Source organism: Acidovorax sp., assembly GCF_046291265.1.
Lineage (GTDB): Bacteria > Pseudomonadota > Gammaproteobacteria > Burkholderiales > Burkholderiaceae_C > Acidovorax.
Window position 1 is genome coordinate 1 of the sequence record NZ_JBKBTV010000031.1, and the last position, 20,451, is coordinate 20,451.

At 65.4% G+C, this 20,451-nt stretch carries 18 protein-coding genes; 6 read left to right on the forward strand and 12 right to left on the reverse strand.

The window, feature by feature from the left end; translation table 11 throughout:
- Positions 1-156: 156 nt before the first annotated feature.
- From rsfS to rng, 4 genes are all read left to right on the forward strand, one after another.
- Positions 157-1,044 carry a ribosome silencing factor gene (rsfS, locus tag ACK41V_RS13130; RefSeq protein WP_409783007.1) on the forward strand — a complete coding sequence of 296 codons (888 nt, stop codon included), beginning with the start codon at positions 157-159 and terminating at the stop codon, positions 1,042-1,044.
- Between the two features lie 59 nt (positions 1,045-1,103).
- Complete coding sequence (rlmH, locus tag ACK41V_RS13135; protein WP_409783009.1) at positions 1,104-1,571, forward strand: 23S rRNA (pseudouridine(1915)-N(3))-methyltransferase RlmH; 468 nt, start codon at positions 1,104-1,106, stop codon at positions 1,569-1,571.
- A 101-nt stretch (positions 1,572-1,672) separates the two neighbouring features.
- Positions 1,673-2,287: a Maf family protein gene (locus tag ACK41V_RS13140; protein ID WP_409783011.1), complete on the forward strand. Its 615-nt coding sequence runs from the start codon at positions 1,673-1,675 to the stop codon at positions 2,285-2,287.
- Positions 2,288-2,317: 30 nt separating this feature from the next.
- Positions 2,318-3,805 (forward strand): ribonuclease G, encoded by a 1,488-nt coding sequence (gene rng / locus ACK41V_RS13145; RefSeq protein ID WP_409783013.1) that lies wholly within the window; start codon positions 2,318-2,320, stop codon positions 3,803-3,805.
- Between the two features lie 38 nt (positions 3,806-3,843).
- On the opposite strand, the gene ACK41V_RS13150 is transcribed toward rng, so the two are convergent.
- Positions 3,844-4,452 carry a glutathione S-transferase family protein gene (locus tag ACK41V_RS13150; protein ID WP_409783015.1) on the reverse strand — a complete coding sequence of 203 codons (609 nt, stop codon included), beginning with the start codon at positions 4,450-4,452 and terminating at the stop codon, positions 3,844-3,846.
- Between the two features lie 93 nt (positions 4,453-4,545).
- Here ACK41V_RS13150 and ACK41V_RS13155 point away from each other — a divergent pair, with 93 nt between their 5' ends.
- Positions 4,546-5,499: a helix-turn-helix transcriptional regulator gene (locus ACK41V_RS13155; protein ID WP_409783017.1), complete on the forward strand. Its 954-nt coding sequence runs from the start codon at positions 4,546-4,548 to the stop codon at positions 5,497-5,499.
- 27 nt (positions 5,500-5,526) lie between these two features.
- On the opposite strand, the gene ACK41V_RS13160 is transcribed toward ACK41V_RS13155, so the two are convergent.
- The 6 genes from ACK41V_RS13160 to kdpF all read right to left on the reverse strand — a co-directional run bounded on the left by ACK41V_RS13160 (position 5,527) and on the right by kdpF (position 14,154).
- Positions 5,527-6,237, reverse strand: a complete 711-nt coding sequence (locus tag ACK41V_RS13160; RefSeq protein WP_409783019.1) for a response regulator — start codon at positions 6,235-6,237, stop codon at positions 5,527-5,529.
- Between the two features lie 18 nt (positions 6,238-6,255).
- The gene (locus tag ACK41V_RS13165) at positions 6,256-8,985 is read right to left on the reverse strand and encodes a DUF4118 domain-containing protein (protein WP_409783021.1); all 2,730 of its coding nucleotides are present in this window, start codon (positions 8,983-8,985) and stop codon (positions 6,256-6,258) included.
- A 67-nt stretch (positions 8,986-9,052) separates the two neighbouring features.
- A complete protein-coding gene (gene kdpC / locus ACK41V_RS13170) occupies positions 9,053-9,664 on the reverse strand; it encodes a potassium-transporting ATPase subunit KdpC (RefSeq protein ID WP_409783023.1) in 612 nt (203 codons plus the stop codon).
- A gap of 240 nt (positions 9,665-9,904) precedes the next feature.
- The gene (gene kdpB, locus ACK41V_RS13175) at positions 9,905-11,986 is read right to left on the reverse strand and encodes a potassium-transporting ATPase subunit KdpB (RefSeq protein WP_409783025.1); all 2,082 of its coding nucleotides are present in this window, start codon (positions 11,984-11,986) and stop codon (positions 9,905-9,907) included.
- Between the two features lie 279 nt (positions 11,987-12,265).
- Entirely contained in the window at positions 12,266-14,062 is a 1,797-nt protein-coding gene (gene kdpA / locus ACK41V_RS13180) for a potassium-transporting ATPase subunit KdpA (protein WP_409783027.1), read from the reverse strand.
- Positions 14,059-14,154 carry a K(+)-transporting ATPase subunit F gene (kdpF, locus tag ACK41V_RS13185; RefSeq protein WP_010458774.1) on the reverse strand — a complete coding sequence of 32 codons (96 nt, stop codon included), beginning with the start codon at positions 14,152-14,154 and terminating at the stop codon, positions 14,059-14,061. The genes kdpA and kdpF overlap by 4 nt, the downstream gene beginning before the upstream one ends.
- Positions 14,155-14,658: 504 nt before the next feature.
- Between kdpF and ACK41V_RS13190 the strand changes: the two genes are divergently transcribed.
- Positions 14,659-15,561: a DMT family transporter gene (locus ACK41V_RS13190; protein WP_409783029.1), complete on the forward strand. Its 903-nt coding sequence runs from the start codon at positions 14,659-14,661 to the stop codon at positions 15,559-15,561.
- Between the two features lie 21 nt (positions 15,562-15,582).
- Here the strand turns inward: ACK41V_RS13190 and ACK41V_RS13195 are convergent, their stop codons facing one another.
- The 5 genes from ACK41V_RS13195 to lptF all read right to left on the reverse strand — a co-directional run bounded on the left by ACK41V_RS13195 (position 15,583) and on the right by lptF (position 20,446).
- Entirely contained in the window at positions 15,583-16,755 is a 1,173-nt protein-coding gene (locus ACK41V_RS13195) for a pyridoxal phosphate-dependent aminotransferase (RefSeq protein WP_409783031.1), read from the reverse strand.
- A gap of 55 nt (positions 16,756-16,810) precedes the next feature.
- Positions 16,811-17,752 carry a CysB family HTH-type transcriptional regulator gene (locus ACK41V_RS13200; RefSeq protein ID WP_409783033.1) on the reverse strand — a complete coding sequence of 314 codons (942 nt, stop codon included), beginning with the start codon at positions 17,750-17,752 and terminating at the stop codon, positions 16,811-16,813.
- Positions 17,753-17,817: 65 nt separating this feature from the next.
- Positions 17,818-18,198, reverse strand: a complete 381-nt coding sequence (locus tag ACK41V_RS13205; RefSeq protein ID WP_409783035.1) for a sirohydrochlorin chelatase — start codon at positions 18,196-18,198, stop codon at positions 17,818-17,820.
- Positions 18,199-18,230: 32 nt separating this feature from the next.
- Positions 18,231-19,337: an LPS export ABC transporter permease LptG gene (gene lptG, locus ACK41V_RS13210; RefSeq protein WP_409783037.1), complete on the reverse strand. Its 1,107-nt coding sequence runs from the start codon at positions 19,335-19,337 to the stop codon at positions 18,231-18,233.
- The gene (lptF, locus tag ACK41V_RS13215) at positions 19,334-20,446 is read right to left on the reverse strand and encodes an LPS export ABC transporter permease LptF (RefSeq protein ID WP_409783039.1); all 1,113 of its coding nucleotides are present in this window, start codon (positions 20,444-20,446) and stop codon (positions 19,334-19,336) included. Before lptF ends, lptG begins: the two co-directional genes overlap by 4 nt.
- Positions 20,447-20,451: the final 5 nt, after the last annotated feature.

Here is a 20,451-nt window from a genome sequence, read left to right on the forward strand (position 1 = left end):
GCCCGCGCTTTTCACACAAGCGCAAGAGGCCAAAAACACCTCAAACTGCCGCAGCGCCAAAGCGCAACACCGGCGCAACACCCAAGGCGCAGCCCTACTGGTTGCGCGCTGCGTTGCACGCTATATTGATTCCATTCTCTTTCTATTCACCGCCTGATGACCACCTCCACCAAATCGGAAACCGCCGCCAAAAAAGACGTCTCCAAACTCCAGCGCGCCATCGTTGATGGCCTGGAGGACGTCAAGGCGCAAGACATCCAGGTCTTCAACACCGAGCATCTCTCGCCGCTGTTTGAACGGGTGATCGTGGCATCGGGCACCTCCAACCGCCAGACCAAGGCCCTGGCCGCCAGCGTGCGCGACGCGGTGAAAGAAGCCGGCTTCACCAAGCCACGCATCGAAGGTGAAGACAACGGCGAATGGATCATCGTGGACTGCGGCGCCGCCGTGGCGCACATCATGCAGCCCGCCATCCGCCAGTATTACCGCCTGGAAGAACTGTGGGGCGATACGCCGGTGCGCCTGAAGCTGGGTGCAGCCAAGCCTGTGTCCAGCGCCGCCACCGAACTGGCCGAGAAGAAGTCGGCCCAGAAGGCTGCCAAGTCGGACGCCAAGGCTGCTGGCAAGGCGCCTGCCAAAAAGACGGCGGCTCCTACCGTAGCCGCCCGGTCGGGCAAGGCAACAGTCAAGGCCGTCGCCAGAACAGCCGCCAAGCCCGCAGCCGCTCCTGCCAAATCTGCTGCAAAACCTGCTTCCAAGACGACAGCAAAAGCACCTGCCAAAACATCTGCGAAAGCCCCAACCAAGGCCCCCGCAAAAAGCAGCAGCACTGCCAAGGCCGCACCGGCCAAAACGACTACAAAGCCAACAACTGCAGCCAAGAAGCCCGCAGCCACCAAGGCACCGATCAAGACCGTGGTGGTCAAGCCCTCGGCACCCCGCAGCAAAGCCGCTGCCGCTGCCAAGACCGGTGCCAAGCCCACCTCCACACGTGGCGGCGCAGCTGCCAAGCCTGCAGCGAAGAGGGCACCAGGCCGCAAGTGATCGGTGCTTCCTCGGCCCATCGACGACCCACCGTACCCGCTCACCGCGCCTGATCTGCCATGAGACTGCTGATCGTGGCCGTGGGCCAGCGCGTGCCCGACTGGGCCCAGACGGCGTACGACGACTACGCCAAGCGGTTTCCTCCGGAGTTGAAGGTCGAGCTCAAAGCCGTCAAGACCGAACCGCGCGGCTCCAAGACTTTGGAAACGCTGTTTGCGGCCGAGCGCGAGCGCATTGAAGCGGCCATCCCGCGTGGCACGCGCGTGGTGGCGTTGGACGAACGTGGCACCAACCTCACCACCAAGGCACTGGCCGAGCGCCTGAAGGGCTGGCAGCTGGGCGGCGACGATGTGGCACTTGTCATCGGCGGCCCTGATGGGCTTGACCCGGCCTTTCGCCAGGGTGCACACGAACGCATTCGCCTGTCTGACCTGACCTTGCCGCACGCCATGGTGCGCGTGCTGCTCATCGAGCAGCTGTACCGCGCCTGGTCGGTGAATGCCGGGCACCCCTACCACCGCGAGTGAGGTGCTGACAAGCGGGCGTGCTGCATGCGTTACTATTTTATTGATAGCTACTGGCGCATGATGGATAAGCGCTGGAGCCGATTTTGACTATAAATCTGTTCATGCCTGACTTCATCTACCTCGCCTCCCAAAGCCCGCGCCGTCGCCAACTGCTCGAACAACTGGGCGTGCGGCACGAGCTGCTGCTGCCCAACGTGGACGGTGACGAGCCCGAAGACGCTGAAGCCATCGAGGTGGTTTTGTCCGGCGAAGCGCCCACCGCCTATGTGGAGCGTGTCACCGGCCTGAAGCTTGACGCCGCCGTGGCGCGGCGTGCCCGCCGGGGGTTGCCGGATGCGCCCATCCTGTGTTCCGACACCACTGTGGCGCTGGGCCGCACCATCTACGGCAAGCCCGACGACTCGCCGCATGCCGCGCGCATGCTGGGCGAACTGGCGGGGCATGAGCACCGCGTGCTCACGGCCGTGGCGCTGCAGGTGGGCCCCAAGCGTCTGTCGGCGCTGTCCGTGTCGCGCGTCACCTTTGCCGCGATGACGCCCGCGCAGATCGACGCCTACGTGGCCACCGGCGAACCCTTGGGCAAGGCGGGGGCGTATGGCATTCAGGGCCGGGCGGCGGCGTACGTGGAGCACCTGGCAGGCAGCTATTCGGGCATCATGGGGCTGCCGATGTACGAGACGGCCCAGCTATTGCGCGCGGCAGGTTTCGCCATCTAGGCGACAACAACAAAAGACAACAACAACGCCATGCAACAAGACATCCTGATCAACTGGTCCCCCCAGGAAACCCGCGTGGCCGTGGTGGAGCATGGCGCAGTGCAAGAGCTGCACGTGGAGCGCACGCTGGAGCGGGGTTTGGTCGGCAACGTCTATCTGGGCAAGGTCTCACGCGTGCTGCCGGGCATGCAGTCGGCCTTCATCGACATCGGCCTGGAGCGTGCGGCCTTTTTGCACGTGGCCGATGTGTGGCAGCGTCAGCCCGATGGCGAGCCGCCCGCGTTCGCCCGCAAGAACGAGCCGCAGGTGCCGATTGAAAAGCAGGTGTTCGAGGGCCAGTCGCTCATGGTGCAGGTCATCAAGGACCCCATTGGCACCAAAGGCGCACGCCTGTCCACTCAGATCAGCGTGGCCGGGCGCCTGCTGGTGTTTTTGCCGCAGGACGACCACGTGGGCGTGTCGCAGAAGATTCCACCTGCCGAGCGCGATGCGCTGCGTGCGCGGCTGCAGGCGCTGGTGGGCGACAAATCGACTGGAGGCGGTGGTGGCTTCATCCTGCGTACCAATGGCGAAGACTCCACCGACGAAGAGTTGGCCGAAGACATCGCCTACCTGCGCAAGACCTGGGCGCGCATCAAGGAGGCATCGCTCAAGCTGCCCGCCATGTCGCTGCTGCACCAGGACCTGGATTTGCTGCAGCGCGTGCTGCGCGACCTGGTGGGCGACCACACGCAGACCATTCGCATCGATTCGATGGAGCAGTTTCAGCGCCTGCGCGCGTTTGGCCAAGAGTTCATGCCCGCTGCCGTGGGCAAGCTGCAGCACTACAAGGGCGAGCGCCCGATTTTCGACCTGTACTCCATCGACGAAGAAGTGGCCAAGGCGCTGGGTCGCCGGGTCGATCTCAAATCCGGCGGCTACCTCATCGTGGACCAGACCGAGGCACTCACCACCATCGACGTGAACACCGGCGGTTATGTGGGTGCGCGCAATTTCGACGACACCATCTTCAAGACCAACCTGGAGGCCACGCAGGCGATTGCGCGCCAGCTGCGCCTGCGCAACCTGGGCGGCATCATCATCGTGGACTTCATCGACATGGTGCGTGACGACCACCAGCAGGCCGTGCTGGCGGAGTTCAAAAAACAGCTGGCCCGCGACCGGGTGAAGACCATGGCGGGCGGCTTCTCGCAACTGGGGCTGGTGGAGATGACGCGCAAGCGCACCCGCGAGTCGCTCGCCCACATGCTGTGCGAGCCCTGCGAAGCCTGCCAGGGTAAGGGCAGCGTGAAAACCGCGCGCAGCGTGTGCTACGACGTCCTGCGCGAGATCTTGCGCGAAGCCCGCCAGTTCAACCCCCGCGAGTTCCGCGTGGTGGCCTCGCCGCGGGTGGTGGAGCTGTTTCTAGATGAAGAAAGCCAGCATCTGGCAGGCCTCTCGGATTTCATCAAGAAGCCGATCTCGCTGCAATCCGAGAGCGCGATGGGACAAGAGCAGTACGACATCGTGCTGCTGTAGCGCCCCAGCGCCCCATCGCCTTGGCGGTGGGGCGCGTTTCAGCTCTCGATCTGCATCGCCGGGCGCGCCTGCACCCGCGCCAGCCAGTCCTTCACGTGCGGGTGGTCATTCACCGGGGCGCCCAGGTACACGCTGTAGCCCAGCACCGACCCCACCACCAGGTCCACGAGCGAATAGTCGGCGCCCAGCATCCAGGGCTGCGCAGCCAGCCGCGCGTCTAGCACCGCCAGCAGTTCGCTCAGTCCGCGCATGGTGGCTTCGGCTTGGGCGGCACTTCGCCAAACTTCCTCGCCCTGTGTCGCCACATGCAGGCGGCCCACCAGCGCGCCATAGGTCACATAGCCCCAAGCACACCACGACAGGGCCTGCAGCGCCTCGGGCGTGCCCGCAGCGGGCCAAAGCCCACGCTCAATGCCGAAGCGGTGGCCGAGCCACAGGTGGATGGCCAGGGCCTCAAACATGGGGGCGCCTTCCACGGTGAGGGTAGGGACCTTGCCATTGGGGTTCAGGGCCAGGTATTCCGGGCGGCGCTGTTCGCCGGTGCGGATGTCGACCTTCACGCGTTCGTGGGGCACACCCAGTTCGACAAGGGCGCAGGCGATGGGGCTGGCGCTGGACATGGGGTGCCAGTAGAGGACGATGGACATAAAAAGCTCCTTGGGGTTGGGGAAGAGAAGGTGGTGCCACTGTAAGAACCATTGCGGACAGTTTCGGCCCTCAATGCACAGTACAGTCGCACCATGCTCACGTCATCTACCCGCCTGTTGCGGCTGCTCTCCTTGCTGCAGACGCGCAACCACTGGATGGGGCCGGAACTGGCCGAGCGTCTGGAAGTGCACCCGCGCACCCTGCGGCGCGACATCGACCGCCTCCGCCAGCTGGGCTACCCCGTGCATGCCAGCAGCGGCGTGGCGGGTGGATATGCCTTCCGGGCCGGGCAGGCCTTGCCGCCGCTGCTGCTGGACGATGACGAGGCGCTGGCGGTGTCGATTGCGCTGCGCACCGCCACAGCGGGCGCGGTGGGCGGTATTGAAGAACCGGCCTTGCGCGCGCTGGTCAAGTTGGAGCAGGCCATGCCCGCACGCCTGCGCAAGCGGGTGGACGCGCTGCGATCTGCCATCCTGCCGCTCGACCGCACCGGGCCCGTGGTAGAGGCCTCGGTACTGGCCACGCTGGCAGGGGCCTGCCGGGACCAGCTGCGTACCGAGTTCAGCTACGAGGACGCCCGGGGCCGCAGCGCGCAGCGCTCGGTTGAGCCGCAGGGCGTGGTGCACACCGGCGAGCGCTGGTACTTGGTGGCGTGGGACCGGGTGCGCAGCGACTGGCGCACCTTCCGCATCGACCGCATCGTGGGCGACCCCGAGGTGGGTGCGCATTTCACGCCCCGCACCTCGCCCGACGGGGGCGATCTCAAGGGCTATGTGTCACGCTCCATCTCGGCGCCACCCCATGCCGAGCAGGCGCGCGTCGTGCTGCATGCGCCGTATGCGGTGATGTCGCGCCGCATCCCGAAGTCTGCGGGCGTGGTGTCCACGCTGGACAAGGGCCTGCGGTGCCAGCTGGTGTGCGCAGCCAACGACTCGCTGGTCTACTGGCTGATGGCGCTCGATGTCGAATTCGAGGTGCTCGCGCCCGCATCGCTGAAGGAGCGGCTGCGCGTGGCGGGCGAGCGGGCGTTGCGGTGCACAGCCTGAAGGCGTGACATTCGGTAGGTCGGTGGTCTACGGCACAAACCGATACCCAATTCCCGCCTCCGTTACCAAATGCCGGGGCATGGAGGCGTTGAGTTCCACCTTCTTGCGCAGGTTGGCCATGTGCACGCGCACGTAGTGCGTGTCTTCGGCATGGCCCGGCCCCCACACGGCCTTGAGCAGTTGCTGGTGGGTGATCACGCGGTCGGGCTGCGAGGCCAGGTGCGTGAGCAGTTTGTATTCGATGGGCGTGAGGTGCAAGGCCTCGCTGCCTTGCTCCCCCGTGCGGCGCTCCACGCTGCGGCGGGTCAGGTCCACGGTGATGTCGCCGAACTGGATGACGGGCGTCGCATCGGCTCCGGACGGCCGCTGGCTGCGGCGCAGTTGGGCGCGCACGCGGGCCATCAGCTCACCAGAACCAAAGGGCTTGACGAGGTAATCGTCCGCTCCCGCATCCAGTGCGGCGATCTTGCTGGCCTCGGCGCTGCGGGCCGAGAGCACGATGATCGGCATGGCCGACCAGGTGCGCAGGTCACGGATCAAATCCACGCCATCGCCATCGGGCAGGCCCAGGTCCAGCACCACCAGGTCGGGGCGGCGGGTACCGGCCTCGATCAGGCCGCGCTGTAGCGTAGCGGCCTCGTGCACGGTGTGGCCTTCGGTTTCCAGCGTCAGGCGCACAAAGCGGCGGATATCGGCTTCGTCTTCAACGATGAGGATGTGCGTGGGCAGGTCGGTCATGGTGTAGAGGCGAAGGGGTCAAACAGAGGCGTCGCCGCCCAGGTCGGTGGGCGGTGTGCCGCGTGGCAGCAGCAGCGTAAAGCGCGCGCCGGTGGCCTGGCCTCGGGCGTTGATGATCGTATCGCCCCGGATGCTGCCGCCATGCGCCTGCACGATGGCGCGGCAAATTGCCAGCCCCAGGCCCACCCCGGGCGTGGCGCTTTCGCGGGCGCCGCGCTCGAACTTTTCAAACAGCAGCTCTTCCCGCCCTTTGGGCAGGCCGGGGCCTTCGTCGGTGAGGGTCAATGCCACCGCATCGCTTTGGGCCTGAGCCCTGATGTGGATGGCGGTGCCGACAGGCGTGTACTTGGCGGCGTTTTCCAGCAGGTTGACCAGCACGCGCTCCATCAGCACCGCGTCGATCTGCAGCAGCGGCAGGTCGTCGGGCAGGTGCACGTCCACCTTGTGCGTTGCGATGGCCGAGGCACTGGCCGCCAGCGCGCTGCCCACCACTTCTTCGAGCGGCTGCCAGGCCATGTTCAGTTGAACGGCCCCCGCTTCGAGGCGGGCCATGTCCAGCAGGTTGTTGACCAGCGCGCTCATGCGCTGGGCCGATTGCTGGATGGCCTCGGTCAGCCCCTGCTGCTGCGGGGGCAGGGGCGGTTGCACCATGGCCAGCGATTCGGCCAAGCCCACCAGCGAGGCCAGTGGCGTGCGCAAATCGTGCGAGATGGCCGACAGCAGCGAGTTGCGCAGGCGTTCGGACTCGATCTGCACCGTGCTTTTCTGCGCTACGTCGATGTAGTGGATGCGTTCGAGCGAGATGGCCAGCAGCGATGCGCAGGTTTGGAGAAGACGCCGCTGCTCCACGCCCGGGACCTGGCCCTGCGGCATGGCCACCACCAGCACGCCACGGATGCGCATGGGTGCCTTCAGGGGCAGCACCAGCGTGGGGCTGGAGTGCAAGGTGTCCGTGCCCCGGCCCGCAGGTTCGCCGCGCTCAAACGCCCATTGCGCCACCGCCAGGTCCACCGGGGCGGTGCCACCGGGCAGTATCTGCAGGCGGTTGTTGTCGTCGGCCACCACCAGCGTGCTGCCTGCGCTGAACTCGCCGGTCATGAAGCGTGCGCCAATCTCGGCTACCTGCTCGGGCAGCAGCGCGGCAGACAGATCACGCGCCATGTCGTACAGGCTGCGTACGCGGTGCTCGCGCTCGGTGGCGGCCTCGGCCTGCACCTTGAGCCCGGCGGTGAGCTGGCCCACCACCAGGGCCACGACCAGCATCACGGCAAAGGTGACGATGTATTGCGCGTCGCTCACCGCAAAGTTGAAGCGGGGCGGCACAAAGAAAAAGTCGAAAAATCCCACACCCAGAAACGCCGCCATGATGGCCGGGCCGCGCCCGAATCGGAGCGCCACCCCCACCACCACCAGCAAAAACAGCATGACGATGTTAGTCAGCTCCAGCACATCGGCCAGCGGTGTGGCCACCACGGCGGCGATACAGCAGGCCAGGGCTGCCGCGATGTAGCCGGGCCAGAAGGGCGGGCGTGTGGCGGCCGGGGTTGCGCTGGCGGTGGGCTTGGCGCGGTCGGTGCGGGTGGTGCTGCCCGTTCGGCCCGCTAGCGTGCCCACCTGCAGAAGGTCGAGGTCGCTTGCAAGCTGGCCCACCTGATCCGCCAGCGTGGACTGCCAGGGCCAGCGGCGCGTGCTGCGGCCCAGCACCACGCGCACCAGGTTGTGTTCGCGTGCGTAGCGCACGAGTGCAGGGGCGGCCTGGGCGGCGGGCAGCACCGTGCAGGCGGTGGCGCCCAACTGCTGCGCCAGCTTCAGCGTGCGCTCCACGGGAGGATGGAGCGTGGCTGACCGGGCTTGTTGCTCGGGTGTCTCGACATGCACGGCGTGCCAGGGCAGGTCGAGCTGGGCGGCCAGGCGGGCGCAGCTGCGCACCACTTTTTCGGCGTTGTCGCCGGTGCCCACGCAGGCCAGCAGGGCTTCACGGTTGGGCCACACGGCTTCGGCGGTGGTGGTGCTGGCGCGGCGGTAGGCGCGCATTTCGTCGTCCACGCGGTCAGCGGTGCGGCGCAGGGCCAGTTCGCGCAGGGCCAGCAGGTTGCCTTTGCGAAAAAAGTTGGCGGCGGCGCGCTCGGCCTGCTGGGGCAGGTAGACCTTGCCAGCTTTGAGGCGTGCCAGCAACTCATCGGGCGGCAGATCGACCACCACCACTTCGTCGGCGGCGTCAAAAAACTGGTCGGGCACGGTCTCCCACACGCGGATGCCGGTGATGCCGCTCACGATGTCGTTCAGGCTCTCCAGGTGCTGCACGTTCATCGTGGACCACACGTCGATGCCTGCGGCCAGCAGCTCTTCGGCGTCTTGCCAGCGCTTGGGGTGGCGCGAACCGGCCACGTTGCTGTGGGCCAGTTCGTCCAGCAGCACCAGGCCCTCGGGGTGCTCTGCGCCCCAGGCCAGGGCGGCGTCCAGGTCAAACTCGGGCAGCGTGCGGTCTTTGTAGGGCAGGGCGCGCAGCGGCAGGCGGGGCAGGTGCGCGGTCAGCGCCTCGGTGTCGCTGCGGCCATGCGTCTCGACCACGCCGATGGTGACGGGCAGGCTCTGCGCCTGCGCCGCCCGCGCGGCCGACAGCATGGCAAAGGTCTTGCCCACGCCCGCGCAGGCACCAAAGAACACCTTGAGCCGCCCGCGCTGCTGCTGGGCCTGCTCAAGCTGGATGCGCTGGAGCAGCGCGTCGGGGTCGGGGCGATCCTGCATGGGGACAGTGTATCCGTCAATTTTTAGTCAAATTGGCCTCTGGCGCTTGTTCATCAAGCGCAAGCAGCTATTGTTTTGGTAGCGAATCGAGTGCGAGGTTCAAGGCCAGCACGTTCACACGCGGCTCGCCCAGCAGGCCCAGCCAGGGGCTTTCGGTGTGCTGCTGCACCAGGGCCTGCACCTGCGCCAGCGGCAGGCCACGGGCTTTTGCCACGCGGGCTGACTGGTAGTCGGCCGCGGCGGGGCTGATCTGCGGGTCCAGTCCGCTGGCCGAGGCGGTGACCAGGTCCACAGGCACGGGGCGGGTGTTGCCGGGGTCGGCAGCGCGCAGGGCCTCGATGCGGGCTTTCGCGGCCTCGGCCAGCGCCGGGTTGGTGGGGCCCTGGTTCGATCCGCCCGATGCCGCTGCGTTGTAGGGCATAGGCGCAGTGGCCGAAGGGCGGCCCCAGAAGTGGCCGGGTTGGGTGAAGGACTGCCCGATGAGTTCGGAGCCCACCGTCTTGCCGCCCTGGGTGATGAGGCTGCCGTTGGCTTGGTGCGAAAACGCGGTTTGTGCCACGCCGGTGACGACCAGCGGGTAGAGCAGGCCGGTGATGAGAGACAGCACGGCGAATAGCGTGAGGGCAGGGCGCAGGATGCTGCCTTGGCTAGTGGTGGCAGGGAGTGAGGATTGCGTCATGGTGATTGGTTCTCCAGATTCATGGGTTGATTGACCGTTCGACCTGAGTTTGTCGAAGGGCTTGTTTGCACGGTGCCCTGGCTTCGACAGGCTCAGCCCGAACGGGTGGTGTGGGTGTTGATATTCGGGGCAGGCTGGTCATGCAACCCCGTTCGCCCTGAGCTTGTCGAAGGGCCTGTTCGCGTCGTGGCCTGGCTTCGACAGGCTCAGCCCGAACGGGCGGGGCGAGAGTGAGAGCCATCACGCCAGCCCAGCAGCCGCCAGCACCATGTCAATCAGCTTGATGCCGATGAACGGCACCACCATGCCGCCCAGCCCGTAGATGGCCAGGTTGCGGCGCAGCAGCGCGGCAGCGCCCACGGCGCGGTAGGCCACGCCCTTGAGGGCCAGCGGGATCAGGAAGATGATGATCAGGGCGTTAAAGACCACCGCCGACAGAATGGCCGACGAAGGGCTGGTCAGGTGCATGAAGTTCAGCGCCGACAGCTGCGGATAGGTGGTGACGAAGGCCGCCGGGATGATGGCGAAATACTTGGCGATGTCGTTGGCAATGCTGAACGTGGTGAGCGAGCCGCGTGTCATCAGCATCTGCTTGCCGGTTTCAACAATCTCGATGAGCTTGGTGGGGTTGCTGTCCAGGTCCACCATGTTGCCCGCCTCTTTGGCGGCTTGGGTGCCGGTGTTCATGGCCACGGCCACATCGGCCTGGGCCAATGCGGGGGCGTCGTTGGTGCCGTCGCCGGTCATGGCCACCAGCTGGCCTGCGGCCTGGTAGCTGCGGATGAGTTGCAGCTTGGCCTCGGGTGTGGCCTCTGCCAGAAAGTCGTCCACACCCGCCTCGGCGGCTATGGCAGCGGCTGTCAGGCGGTTGTCGCCCGTCACCATCACGGTCTTGATGCCCATGCGGCGCAGTTCGGCAAAGCGCTCCTTGATGCCGCCCTTGACCACGTCTTTGAGCTCCACCACGCCCAGCACATGGGCGCTATCGGCCACCACGAGCGGGGTGCTTCCGCGGCGCGATACGTCGTCCACCGCAGTCTGCACGGCGGTGGGGAAGCGCCCGCCCAGGGCCTCCACATGCTTGCGGATGGCGTCGGCCGCGCCCTTGCGCAGCAGGCGCGGCGCTTGGCTGCCCGTGCCTTGCAGGTCCACCCCGCTCATGCGGGTCTGGGCGGTGAAGTGCACAAACTGCGCGCCCATGGCCTCGATGTCGCGTTCGCGCAGGTTGAACTTCTGCTTGGCCAGCACCACGATGCTGCGGCCCTCGGGCGTTTCGTCGGCCAGCGAGGCGAGCTGCGCGGCATCGGCCAGGGCAGCGTCAGTGACACCCGGGGCCGAAATGAACTGGCTGGCCTGGCGGTTGCCCAGGGTGATGGTGCCGGTCTTGTCCAGCAGCAGCACATCCACGTCGCCTGCGGCTTCTACCGCGCGGCCCGAGGTGGCGATCACATTGGCTTGCATCATGCGGCTCATGCCCGCCACGCCGATGGCGCTGAGCAGGCCAGCGATGGTGGTGGGGATGAGGCACACCAGCAGGGCGACCAGCACCACCAGGCTCACGGGTTCGCCCGCACCGCTGGCCTGCACGCTGAACATGGAGAACGGCAGCAGCGTGACGACGACGCCCAGGAACACGATGGTCAGCGCCACCAGCAGGATGGTCAGCGCGATCTCGTTGGGCGTCTTGTGGCGCTTGGCGTTCTCGACCATGGCGATCATGCGGTCCACAAAGGTCTCGCCGGGGTTCACGGCCACGCGCACCACCATCCAGTCCGACAACACGCGGGTGCCACCGGTCACGGCCGAGAAGTCGCCGCCCGATTCGCGGATCACCGGGGCCGATTCGCCCGTGATGGCGCTCTCGTCCACCGAGGCCACGCCGTCGATCACCTCGCCGTCGGCCGGTATAACGTCGCCTGCTTCAATGAGCACCACATCACCCTTGCGCAGGTTGCTGGCTTCCATTGGCAGCCAGGTCATGGCGGTGCGTGGGGTGTTGCGGTCAAACTGGCCATCGAGCTTCTTGGCCCAGGTCTGCTTTTTCAGACCACGCAGCGATGCGGCCTGCGCCTTGCTGCGGCCCTCGGCCATGGCCTCGGCAAAGTTGGCAAACAGCACCGTGAACCACAGCCACAGGGCGACTGCTGCCGTGAAGCCCTCGGGCTTGCTGGCGGCCAGTGCGGTGGTGAAGGCGCTGCCTACGTACACCACAAACATCACCGGGTTGCGCCACTGCACGCGCGGGTCCAGCTTCTTGAAAGCCTCCAGCAGCGCGGGGCGCACCAGGGCGGGGTCGAACAGGGTCAATGTTTTGCGACTCATGGCAATTTCCTCATGGGGCTTCTTCTTTGAATGCTTTCCCGAACCGTTCGCCCTGAGCGTGTCGAAGGGCCTGCACAGCGCGTGCCCCGGCATCGACAGGCTCAGCCCGAACGGCTGGGTGGGAGAACACTGCGGTCTTCAGTGCTGTGGCTAGACGGACGTACTTTTTTGAATGCACCACTGAACCGTTCGCCCTGAGCTTGTCGAAGGGCTGCACAGCGCGTGCCCTGGCTTCGACAGGCTCAGCCCGAACGGTGGGTGGAGCGCTGGATGAAGTCTTCAGCTTCGTGGCCAAAGCACCAGGTGCTCGACCACCGGGCCCAGCGCCAGCGCTGGCACATAGTTCAGCAAGCCCACCAGCAGCACCACACCAGCGAGCAGCGCGACAAACAGCGGGCCGTGCGTGGGCAAGGTGCCGTCGGTAGCGGTGGCGCGCTTCTTGGCGGCCAGGGCACCGGCCATGGCCAGCACAGGCACGATCACGCCAAAGCGCCCCAACCACATGGCCACGGCCAGCAGCGTGTTGTAGAACGGGGTGTTGGTCGACAGGCCCGCAAAGGCGCTGCCGTTGTTGTTGGCGGCAGAAGACAGCGCATACAGCACCTCGCTGAACCCATGCGCGCCCGGGTTGGCCAGGCCAGCGCGGCCCGCCTCGCTCATCACCGCCACGGCCGTGCCCAGCAGCACCAGCAGCGGGGTGATGAGGATGGCGATGGACACGAGCTTCATCTCGTGCGTCTCGATCTTCTTGCCCAGGTATTCGGGCGTGCGGCCAATCATCAGCCCGGCAATGAACACGGCCATGATGGCGAACACCAGCATGCCGTACAGGCCAGAGCCGACGCCGCCAAACACCACTTCGCCCATCTGCATCAGCACCATCGGCACCATGCCGCCCAACGGGGTAAAGCTGTCGTGCATGGCAATCACCGCACCGCAGCTGGCCGCCGTGGTGATGACGGCGAACAGGGCAGAGGTGGCGATGCCAAAGCGCGTCTCCTTGCCTTCCATGTTGCCACCGGCCTGCAGGGCGCTGGCGGCCTGGTCCACCCCCAGCGAGGCCAGCAGCGGGTTGCCCTGCTGCTCAAAAGTGGTTGCCGCCACCACCGCCACCACAAACAGCAGACTCATGGTGGCCAGAATCGTCCAGCCCTGGCGCTCGTCGCCCACCATGCGGCCAAACACCAGGCACAGCGCGGCGGGGACCAGGAAGATCGCCAGCATCTGCAGCAGGTTGCTGGCAGCCGAAGGGTTCTCGAACGGATGGGCCGAGTTGGCGTTGAAAAAGCCGCCCCCATTGGTGCCCAGCATCTTGATCGCCAGTTGCGAAGCTACCGGGCCCATGGCCAGCGTCTGGGTGGCTTGGGTGGTGGGCACCATCACCGGGGCACCTTGCGCATCCAGCACGGGCGGGCCTGCGGTATCCAGCTGGGGCGTTTCATACTGCACGGCCTCCAGCGTCTGCACTTCGGTGTAAGGCGACAGGTTCTGGATGACGCCCTGGCCCGCAAACACCACAGCCAGCACCAGCGACAGCGGCAGCAGCACCCACAGCGTGGCGCGGGTCAAATCCACCCACACATTGCCAATGCTTTGCGAAGCGTGGCGCGCAAACCCGCGCACCAGAGCCACCACCACCACCATGCCCGTGGCGGCTGAGAGAAAGTTCTGCACCGTCAGCGCCAGCATCTGCGTGAGGTAGCTCATGCTGCTTTCGCCGCCATAGCCCTGCCAGTTGGTGTTGGTGACAAAGCTGATCGCCGTGTTGAAGGCCGAATCGGCCGACACCGCCGCCATGCCTTGTGGGTTGAGCGGCAGCACGGCCTGCCAGCGCTGCAGCGCAACCACCGCCAGCACGCCCAGGCCATTGAACACCAGCAGCCCGAGCGCGTAGCGCAGCCAGCCGGTTTCCTCATCGGGCCGCACACCGGCCAGCTTGAACAGCGGCCCTTCCAGCCGCCGCCCCAGGGCAAAACGGCCCGCCATCACGGCGTCGATAGTGCGCGCCAGCGGCCAGGCCAGCGCCAGCAGCAGGGCCATGAACCCTGCCAATTGCAGCCATGCACCGGTGCTCATGAAAAGTCCTCCGGCCGCAGCAGCACGGCGACCAGGTACACCAAGAGGGCGGCAGCCAAAACGGCCGCCAGAATCATCCAGCCGCTGGTCATGACCGCCCCCCTTGTGCCTGCCGTTGCAACAGCGTGCAGCCCTTTGCCAGCCCATAGACGGCCAGCCAGAGCAGGCCTCCCACCGCCAAAAATATCCAGTCCATATCGTCCTCCTTGAGACATGGACCGATGCTAGGAACGACCGTATCAAGATGGGTGCAAGAGTGCGGGTCGGGGTATCAAGAACGTATCAAGTTCCGGAGGGCAGGGGCTGGGCCGGGCGTTGAAGTAGTCTGCTAATTGCTACAAATAGAGTAGCTATCAGCGCTTAATGAATAAGCGCTAGAGGCATATTTCACTGAAATATTTTCTGAGCGGACCACTGACTTGTCGACTTGTGCTCTGGCGCTTTGCGTTTCTGCGGCTGAACGCCGTGCGTAGCGTGCTACCTGCTCGGGCCTGCTGGCACCCATCGTGGGCCGCTGTAGGGCGAGCGTGCTGGCCTGGAGCAACGGTGCTCGCAAGGTGCGATCATCCTTATCCGATATTTCGCTTCAATCCTCCATGACTCAGGCAACGCCGCCCCGTCCCAGCGCTTCCAGTCCGCTCGATTCGTTCATCCCTCTGCTTTTTGTGGCGCTTTGGAGCACGGGCTTTATCGGGGCCAAGCTGGGGCTGCCGTATGTGGAGCCCCTGACCTTTCTTGCCCTGCGATTTGCCATCGTCATCGTGCTCATGCTGGCCGTGGTCGCTGTGGCGCGCGCGCCCTGGCCACCGGCAGGCCGTGCCTGGTTGCACATTGGGGTGTCGGGCCTGCTGGTGCACGGCGTGTACCTGGGCGGGGTGTTTGTGGCCATTGGGCATGGACTGCCGTCGGGCATCACGGCGCTGGTGGTGGGGCTGCAACCACTGCTGACCGCGCTGGTTGCGGGCGCCTTGCTGGGAGAGAAAGTGCGACCTGCGCAGTGGGTGGGATTGGCACTGGGCTTTACCGGCGTGGCACTGGTGGTGGCGGGCAAGGTGGCGACGGTCCCTGCTGGCGCTTTGTGGGGAATGCTGCTGCCCGCTGTGATCGCGCTGCTGGGCATCACGGCGGGCACGCTGTACCAGAAGCGGTTTTGCCCCTCGTTCGACTTGCGCACGGGCTCAGTCATCCAGTACCTGCCGTGCGCCGTTGCCATGGCCGTGTTGGCGTACGCAACCGAATCCATGGCCGTGTCATGGACAGGTGAATTCGTTTTTGCGCTGGGTTGGCTGGTGCTGGTGTTGTCCCTGGGTGCGGTGAGCCTGCTGAACCTGCTCATCCGCCGGGGCGGCGCAGTGAACGTGGCCAGCCTGTTCTATCTGACCCCGCCCACCACCGCGTTGATCGCCTGGGCCATGTTTGGTGAAACGCTCAGCGGCTGGGCGCTGGTGGGCATGGCGCTGGCGGTTGCCGGGGTGTGGTTGGCGCGGCAGACCCGGTAGGACCTCAAAAGGCCCTGCGGATCACAGCTTGCGCAGCCGCTCCAGCGCCGCGCGCAGGGTCTCGTCTTTCTTGGCGAAGCAGAACCGCACCACGCGCTGGTCAAACCCGTCGCCATAAAACGCCGACAGCGGAATGGCCGCCACGCCCACCTCGCGGGTGAGCCATTGGCAGAAGTCGGCCTCGTTCAAATCGCTGATGGCTGAGATGTCCACACACTGGAAGTAGCTGCCGGTGCTGGGCAGCAGCTTGAAGCGCGAGCCCTCCAAACCTTGGCGGAACAAATCGCGCTTGGCCTGGTAGAAGGCGGGCAGTTGCAGGTAGGGCGTGGGGTCTTGCAGGTAGGCGGCCAGGCCGTGCTGCACCGGCGTGTTCACGGTGAACACGTTGAACTGGTGCACCTTGCGGAACTCGGCCGTCAGCGCTGCGGGGGCGGCCACGGTGCCGACCTTCCAGCCGGTGACGTGGAAGGTTTTGCCAAAGCTCGACACGATGAAGGCGCGTGCGGCCAGGCCCGGAAAGCGCGCGGCACTCTGGTGATCGGCGCCGTCGAACACCATGTGCTCGTACACCTCGTCGCTGATGAGCAGGATGTCGGTGGGGGCGAGCAGGTCTTCGAGCTGGCGCATTTCCTCGGCCGTCCAGATGGTGGCGCTGGGGTTGTGCGGGCTGTTGATGAGGATCGCTCGGGTGCGCCGGGTGATGGCGGCGCTGATCTTGCCGAAGTCGGGGCGGAAGGTGCCGGGCGTGAGTGGCACGCGCACGGCCTTGCCACCGGCCAGGTCGATGTTGGGTACGTAGCTGTCGTAGCAAGGGTCGAGCACGATCACCTCATCGCCCGGGTGCACGATGGCCAGGATGGCGGTGATGATGGCCTGCGTGGCACCGGCCGTGATGGTGATTTCGGTGTGGGGGTTGTAGGCCCGATCGTGCAGCGCTTCGATCTTGTGGGCCACGGCCTCGCGCAGCGCGGGGATGCCGGGCATGGGGGGGTACTGGTTGTGGCCAGCTTGCATGGCCTGGGTGACGGCATTCACCAGCTCGGGGGCGCATTCAAAGTCCGGGAAGCCCTGGCCCAGGTTGACGGCCTTGTGCTCGGTGGCCAGGGCCGACATCACGGTGAAGATGGTGGTGCCGACTTTGGGGAGCTTGCTGGGGAAGGCAGGGGTGCGTGCGGTGGCATTTGCTTGGGTCATGGCGCAACAACGTAAAAGTCAAAGGTGTTTCAGGGGCAGGCGGTTTACGGCGCAGTCACAGTTCGTAATCGTTGACGTGGCCCGTCATGGCGCGGGCGATGAGGTCGCGGCTCAGGCGGTCGCTCAGCAGTTCGGCAAACTTGTAGACGAAGTTGCGCAGATAGGCGCTGCGCTTGAAGGCAACGCGGGCCACGCTCTGGCCGAAGAGGTGCCCCACGGGGCGCACGGCCAGATCGCCCACGGGGTCGTCGCGCATGGCCATTTCGGCCACGATGCCGATGCCCAGGCCCAGGCGCACATAGGTCTTGATCACGTCCGAATCGATGGCTTCGAGCACGATGCGCGGCTGCAGCTTGCGGGCCGCAAAGGCCTGGTCGATCTTGCCCCGGCCGGTGAAGGAGGGGTGGTAGGTGATGAGCGCTTCGTGGGCCAAGTCGTCCAGGCCGATGCGTTCCTTTTGCGTCAGCGGGTGGTCGTTGGGCACCACCAGCACATGCTGCCATTCGTAGCAGGGCAGGGTGACGAGTTCGGGGTAGTCGGCCAGCGACTCGGTGGCCATGCCGATTTCGGCCACTTCATCAATCACCATGCGCGCCACTTCGTGCGGCGTGGCTTGGTGCAGGCTGATGTTGACCTTGGGGTAGGCCTCGCGCAGGCGGGCCACGGGCACGGGCAGCACGTAACGGGCCTGGGTGTGGGTGGTGGCGATGCTGAGGGTGCCGCTGTCTTGTGCGCTGAACTGCTCGCCAATGCGCTTCAGGTTACCCACCTCGCGCATGATGACTTCGATGCTTTTGAGCACGTGCTGGCCGGGCTCGGTGATGCGCTTGAGGCGTTTGCCGTGGCGGGCAAAGATGTCCACGCCCAGTTCTTCTTCCAACTCAATGATGGCCTTGGACACGCCCGGCTGGGAGGTGTGCAGGGCCTTGGCGGCTTCGGTCAGGTTGAGGTTGCGGCGGGCGGCCTCTTGAACGAAGCGGAACTGATGCAGGTTCATATCTGATATCGCCTAAAGAGTTGCATCATTATGCTGCAAGTGTCTAAGAGATTTCAGCGGAACCGTCAGCTTTGGGGCGCCTCGCAGGCGATTTCTGCCATCAATGCGGTCATGCGCGGGTCTTCGCCAATGGCGGTTTGCACATGGAATTGAACGCCGGGGTGGGCGGCGCGCAGGTCCTGCACCAGCAAGGGTAGGTCTTCACGCGCATGTTTGCCCGTGCCCAGGAACATGGGCACCACGGTGGCCTGCGTGGCGCCCTGTGCGGCGAGTTGCCGGGCGGCATCTGCCAGCGAGGGAGTGCACAGTTCCAGGTAGGCGCAAAGGACCGGCCGGCCAGGCTGCTGCGCGGCGATGCGCGCGGCAACCGCCTCCAGCGGCACGCGCCAGAGTGGATCACGAGAGCCGTGTGCGAACAAAATGATAGCTACTTGCGCTTGCTGCATAAGCGGTAGAGGCCAAAAAGGCTTAAAAATTTTTACCGGCGAAGCACCAGCCAGCCAAAGGCCGCTAGCGACAGCACGGAATAGATGAGCCCCGGCGCAGCGGCAGTGAGCCAGGGCGACCAGTTCTGCAGATTGCCTGCGTAGCCGAACACGTTGTTCAGCAGGAAGAAGCTGATGCCCGCCATGACGCCGCCAAACACATAGCCCGCAATGCCGCCCGAGCGGAAATGCAGGTAGGCAAAGGGCAGGGCCAGCACCACCATCACCAGACAGCTCAGCGGGTAAAACACCTTGCGCCAGAACTCGATCTCGTAGCGCTGAGACGACTGGCCATTGGCGCCCAGATGCATGATGTATTGGAACAAGTCAATGGTGGCCATGCGGTCTGGCTTGAGCAGCGATGCGGCCACCATGTCCGCACTGATGCGGGTGGGCCATTGCAGGGTGGGGGCGTCGAGGTGTTCCACCCGCGCCTCGTCGTTGCCGCGTTGTTCGAAACGACTGCGCTGCACGGTTTCAAGCTCCCACGCGCCGTCGGATCCAAACTGACCCGATACTGCGCGGGTCTGAGAGGCGAGGCGACCTTTGGCGTCAAACTCGAAAATGCGCACGCCGAGCATGCCACCGTCAGTGGTCAACGCGCGCACGTTGACCGCATAGGAGCGGTCTTCTTGCCGCTCTTTGAGCCAGGCCCCCGTGGCGCCGGTGGTCAGACTGCCAAGGTATCGCACTTTGACGAGTTGGGCGGCGCGGTCCGTCCAGGGCGCAACATAGTCACCGATGGCAAAGGTCAGCAACACAAAGAACCCGCCCAGCGTGAGCAGCGTGCGCAGCGCCCGCCATGGCCCCATGCCACTGGTCCGCATGATGGTGAATTCCGAGCTTTGGGCCAGGCGCGCCATCACAAAGATGGTGCCAATGAGCACCGTGATGGGGAGCAGCTCGTAAAGGTGGCTCGGAATGCTGAGCACCACAAACAAAAAGGCGTGCGACAGCTGGTAGCCGTCGGCACCGGTGCGTCCCACCCAGCGCAGCTCATCCACCAGGTCAAAGAAGAAGAACAGGGCTAGGAAGCCCGCGGTGACAAAGGTCACGGCGAACAGGGCTTCGCGGTGGATCAGGCGGCGGATGGTTTTCATGCGGGGCTCCTGGGCGGCCGCGGTGCCTTGGCGCGCCAGAGGCTGGCCACCGTCCATTGGTTGTGCCGTGCCGCCAGCACCAGCAGCGACATCAACAGCATGCCGCCGTGCAGCATCACCATGAAGCTGACAAGCCCCAGCCGACCCGCGCCGACCCAGCTTTGCCCCAGGGTCATGAGGTTGTAGTAGACGATGAAGCCGAAAAGCGCAAACACCAGCCCGGTGCTGCGCGCGGCACGTGGGTTGACGCTGGCCACGGCCAAGCCCAGCACCACAAAGTTGAGGGCGGCGAACGCCAGCCCCAGGCGCCAGCCCAGTTCTGCACGGTAGGCAGGGAGGGGTTGCATCAGAAGTTCGTGGGTGGCCCGGGTCTTGACGGAGAGTTCTTCCGCCGAGCCTGTGGGGGCCGATCCGATCCGGGTGCCGTATTCGACGAATTCGCTGATCTTGACGCCGGGTTTGTCGCGCGAGGTTTCCAGCCGCTGACCATCGCTCAGCAAAGCCATGCGCTCGCCGTTCTGTGTCTCCAGCCGGGCACTGCGTGCGGAGGTGACGGATTCGCGCACACCGTCGGTGGCGGCAATGAAGATGTTGTTGCCAGCCTGGGTGTCAGGTGTGTCCTTGTCGATGAAGAACACACGGCTGCCGTTGCTGGACTCCTGAAACTCTCCCGGCGCAATGCGGTCGATGTCGCTGCGCTGCTCGTACTGGGTTTTGAGTTCCTGAATCTGCGAATTGGCCCAGGGCCACACCAACAGCGACAGCACGGCGATGACCGCCATCACGGGCCAGGCAAAACGCACCAGGGGCTTGAGCAGGCTGATGAGGCCGCGCCCGCTGGCGAACCAGATGACCATCTCGCTGTCGCGGTACATGCGCGACAGGGTGCCGACCACGGCGATGAAGAGGCTCAGACTGAGAATGGTGGGCAACTGCCCGAGCACGGTGAAACCCATGACCAGCATGACGTCAGAAGGGCTGACACTGCCTTTGGATGCCTGACCCAGGGTGCGGATGAGCATCATGGTCATGACCACAGTCACCAGCACCACGAGCGTCGCGCCGAAGCTGCGGGCCAGCTCTTTGCGGATGGATGAATCGAATAACATTGGCT

What these genes read in the sequence shown, in the direction of transcription:
- rsfS (WP_409783007.1), top strand. Translation starts at nt 157, where the DNA reads ATGACCACCTCCACCAAATCGGAAACCGCCGCCAAAAAAGACGTCTCC.
- rlmH (WP_409783009.1), top strand. Translation starts at nt 1,104, where the DNA reads ATGAGACTGCTGATCGTGGCCGTGGGCCAGCGCGTGCCCGACTGGGCC.
- ACK41V_RS13140 (WP_409783011.1), top strand. Translation starts at nt 1,673, where the DNA reads ATGCCTGACTTCATCTACCTCGCCTCCCAAAGCCCGCGCCGTCGCCAA.
- rng (WP_409783013.1), top strand. Translation starts at nt 2,318, where the DNA reads ATGCAACAAGACATCCTGATCAACTGGTCCCCCCAGGAAACCCGCGTG.
- ACK41V_RS13150 (WP_409783015.1), bottom strand. Translation starts at nt 4,452, where the DNA reads ATGTCCATCGTCCTCTACTGGCACCCCATGTCCAGCGCCAGCCCCATC.
- ACK41V_RS13155 (WP_409783017.1), top strand. Translation starts at nt 4,546, where the DNA reads ATGCTCACGTCATCTACCCGCCTGTTGCGGCTGCTCTCCTTGCTGCAG.
- ACK41V_RS13160 (WP_409783019.1), bottom strand. Translation starts at nt 6,237, where the DNA reads ATGACCGACCTGCCCACGCACATCCTCATCGTTGAAGACGAAGCCGAT.
- ACK41V_RS13165 (WP_409783021.1), bottom strand. Translation starts at nt 8,985, where the DNA reads ATGCAGGATCGCCCCGACCCCGACGCGCTGCTCCAGCGCATCCAGCTT.
- kdpC (WP_409783023.1), bottom strand. Translation starts at nt 9,664, where the DNA reads ATGACGCAATCCTCACTCCCTGCCACCACTAGCCAAGGCAGCATCCTG.
- kdpB (WP_409783025.1), bottom strand. Translation starts at nt 11,986, where the DNA reads ATGAGTCGCAAAACATTGACCCTGTTCGACCCCGCCCTGGTGCGCCCC.
- kdpA (WP_409783027.1), bottom strand. Translation starts at nt 14,062, where the DNA reads ATGAGCACCGGTGCATGGCTGCAATTGGCAGGGTTCATGGCCCTGCTG.
- kdpF (WP_010458774.1), bottom strand. Translation starts at nt 14,154, where the DNA reads ATGACCAGCGGCTGGATGATTCTGGCGGCCGTTTTGGCTGCCGCCCTC.
- ACK41V_RS13190 (WP_409783029.1), top strand. Translation starts at nt 14,659, where the DNA reads ATGACTCAGGCAACGCCGCCCCGTCCCAGCGCTTCCAGTCCGCTCGAT.
- ACK41V_RS13195 (WP_409783031.1), bottom strand. Translation starts at nt 16,755, where the DNA reads ATGACCCAAGCAAATGCCACCGCACGCACCCCTGCCTTCCCCAGCAAG.
- ACK41V_RS13200 (WP_409783033.1), bottom strand. Translation starts at nt 17,752, where the DNA reads ATGAACCTGCATCAGTTCCGCTTCGTTCAAGAGGCCGCCCGCCGCAAC.
- ACK41V_RS13205 (WP_409783035.1), bottom strand. Translation starts at nt 18,198, where the DNA reads ATGCAGCAAGCGCAAGTAGCTATCATTTTGTTCGCACACGGCTCTCGT.
- lptG (WP_409783037.1), bottom strand. Translation starts at nt 19,337, where the DNA reads ATGAAAACCATCCGCCGCCTGATCCACCGCGAAGCCCTGTTCGCCGTG.
- lptF (WP_409783039.1), bottom strand. Translation starts at nt 20,446, where the DNA reads ATGTTATTCGATTCATCCATCCGCAAAGAGCTGGCCCGCAGCTTCGGC.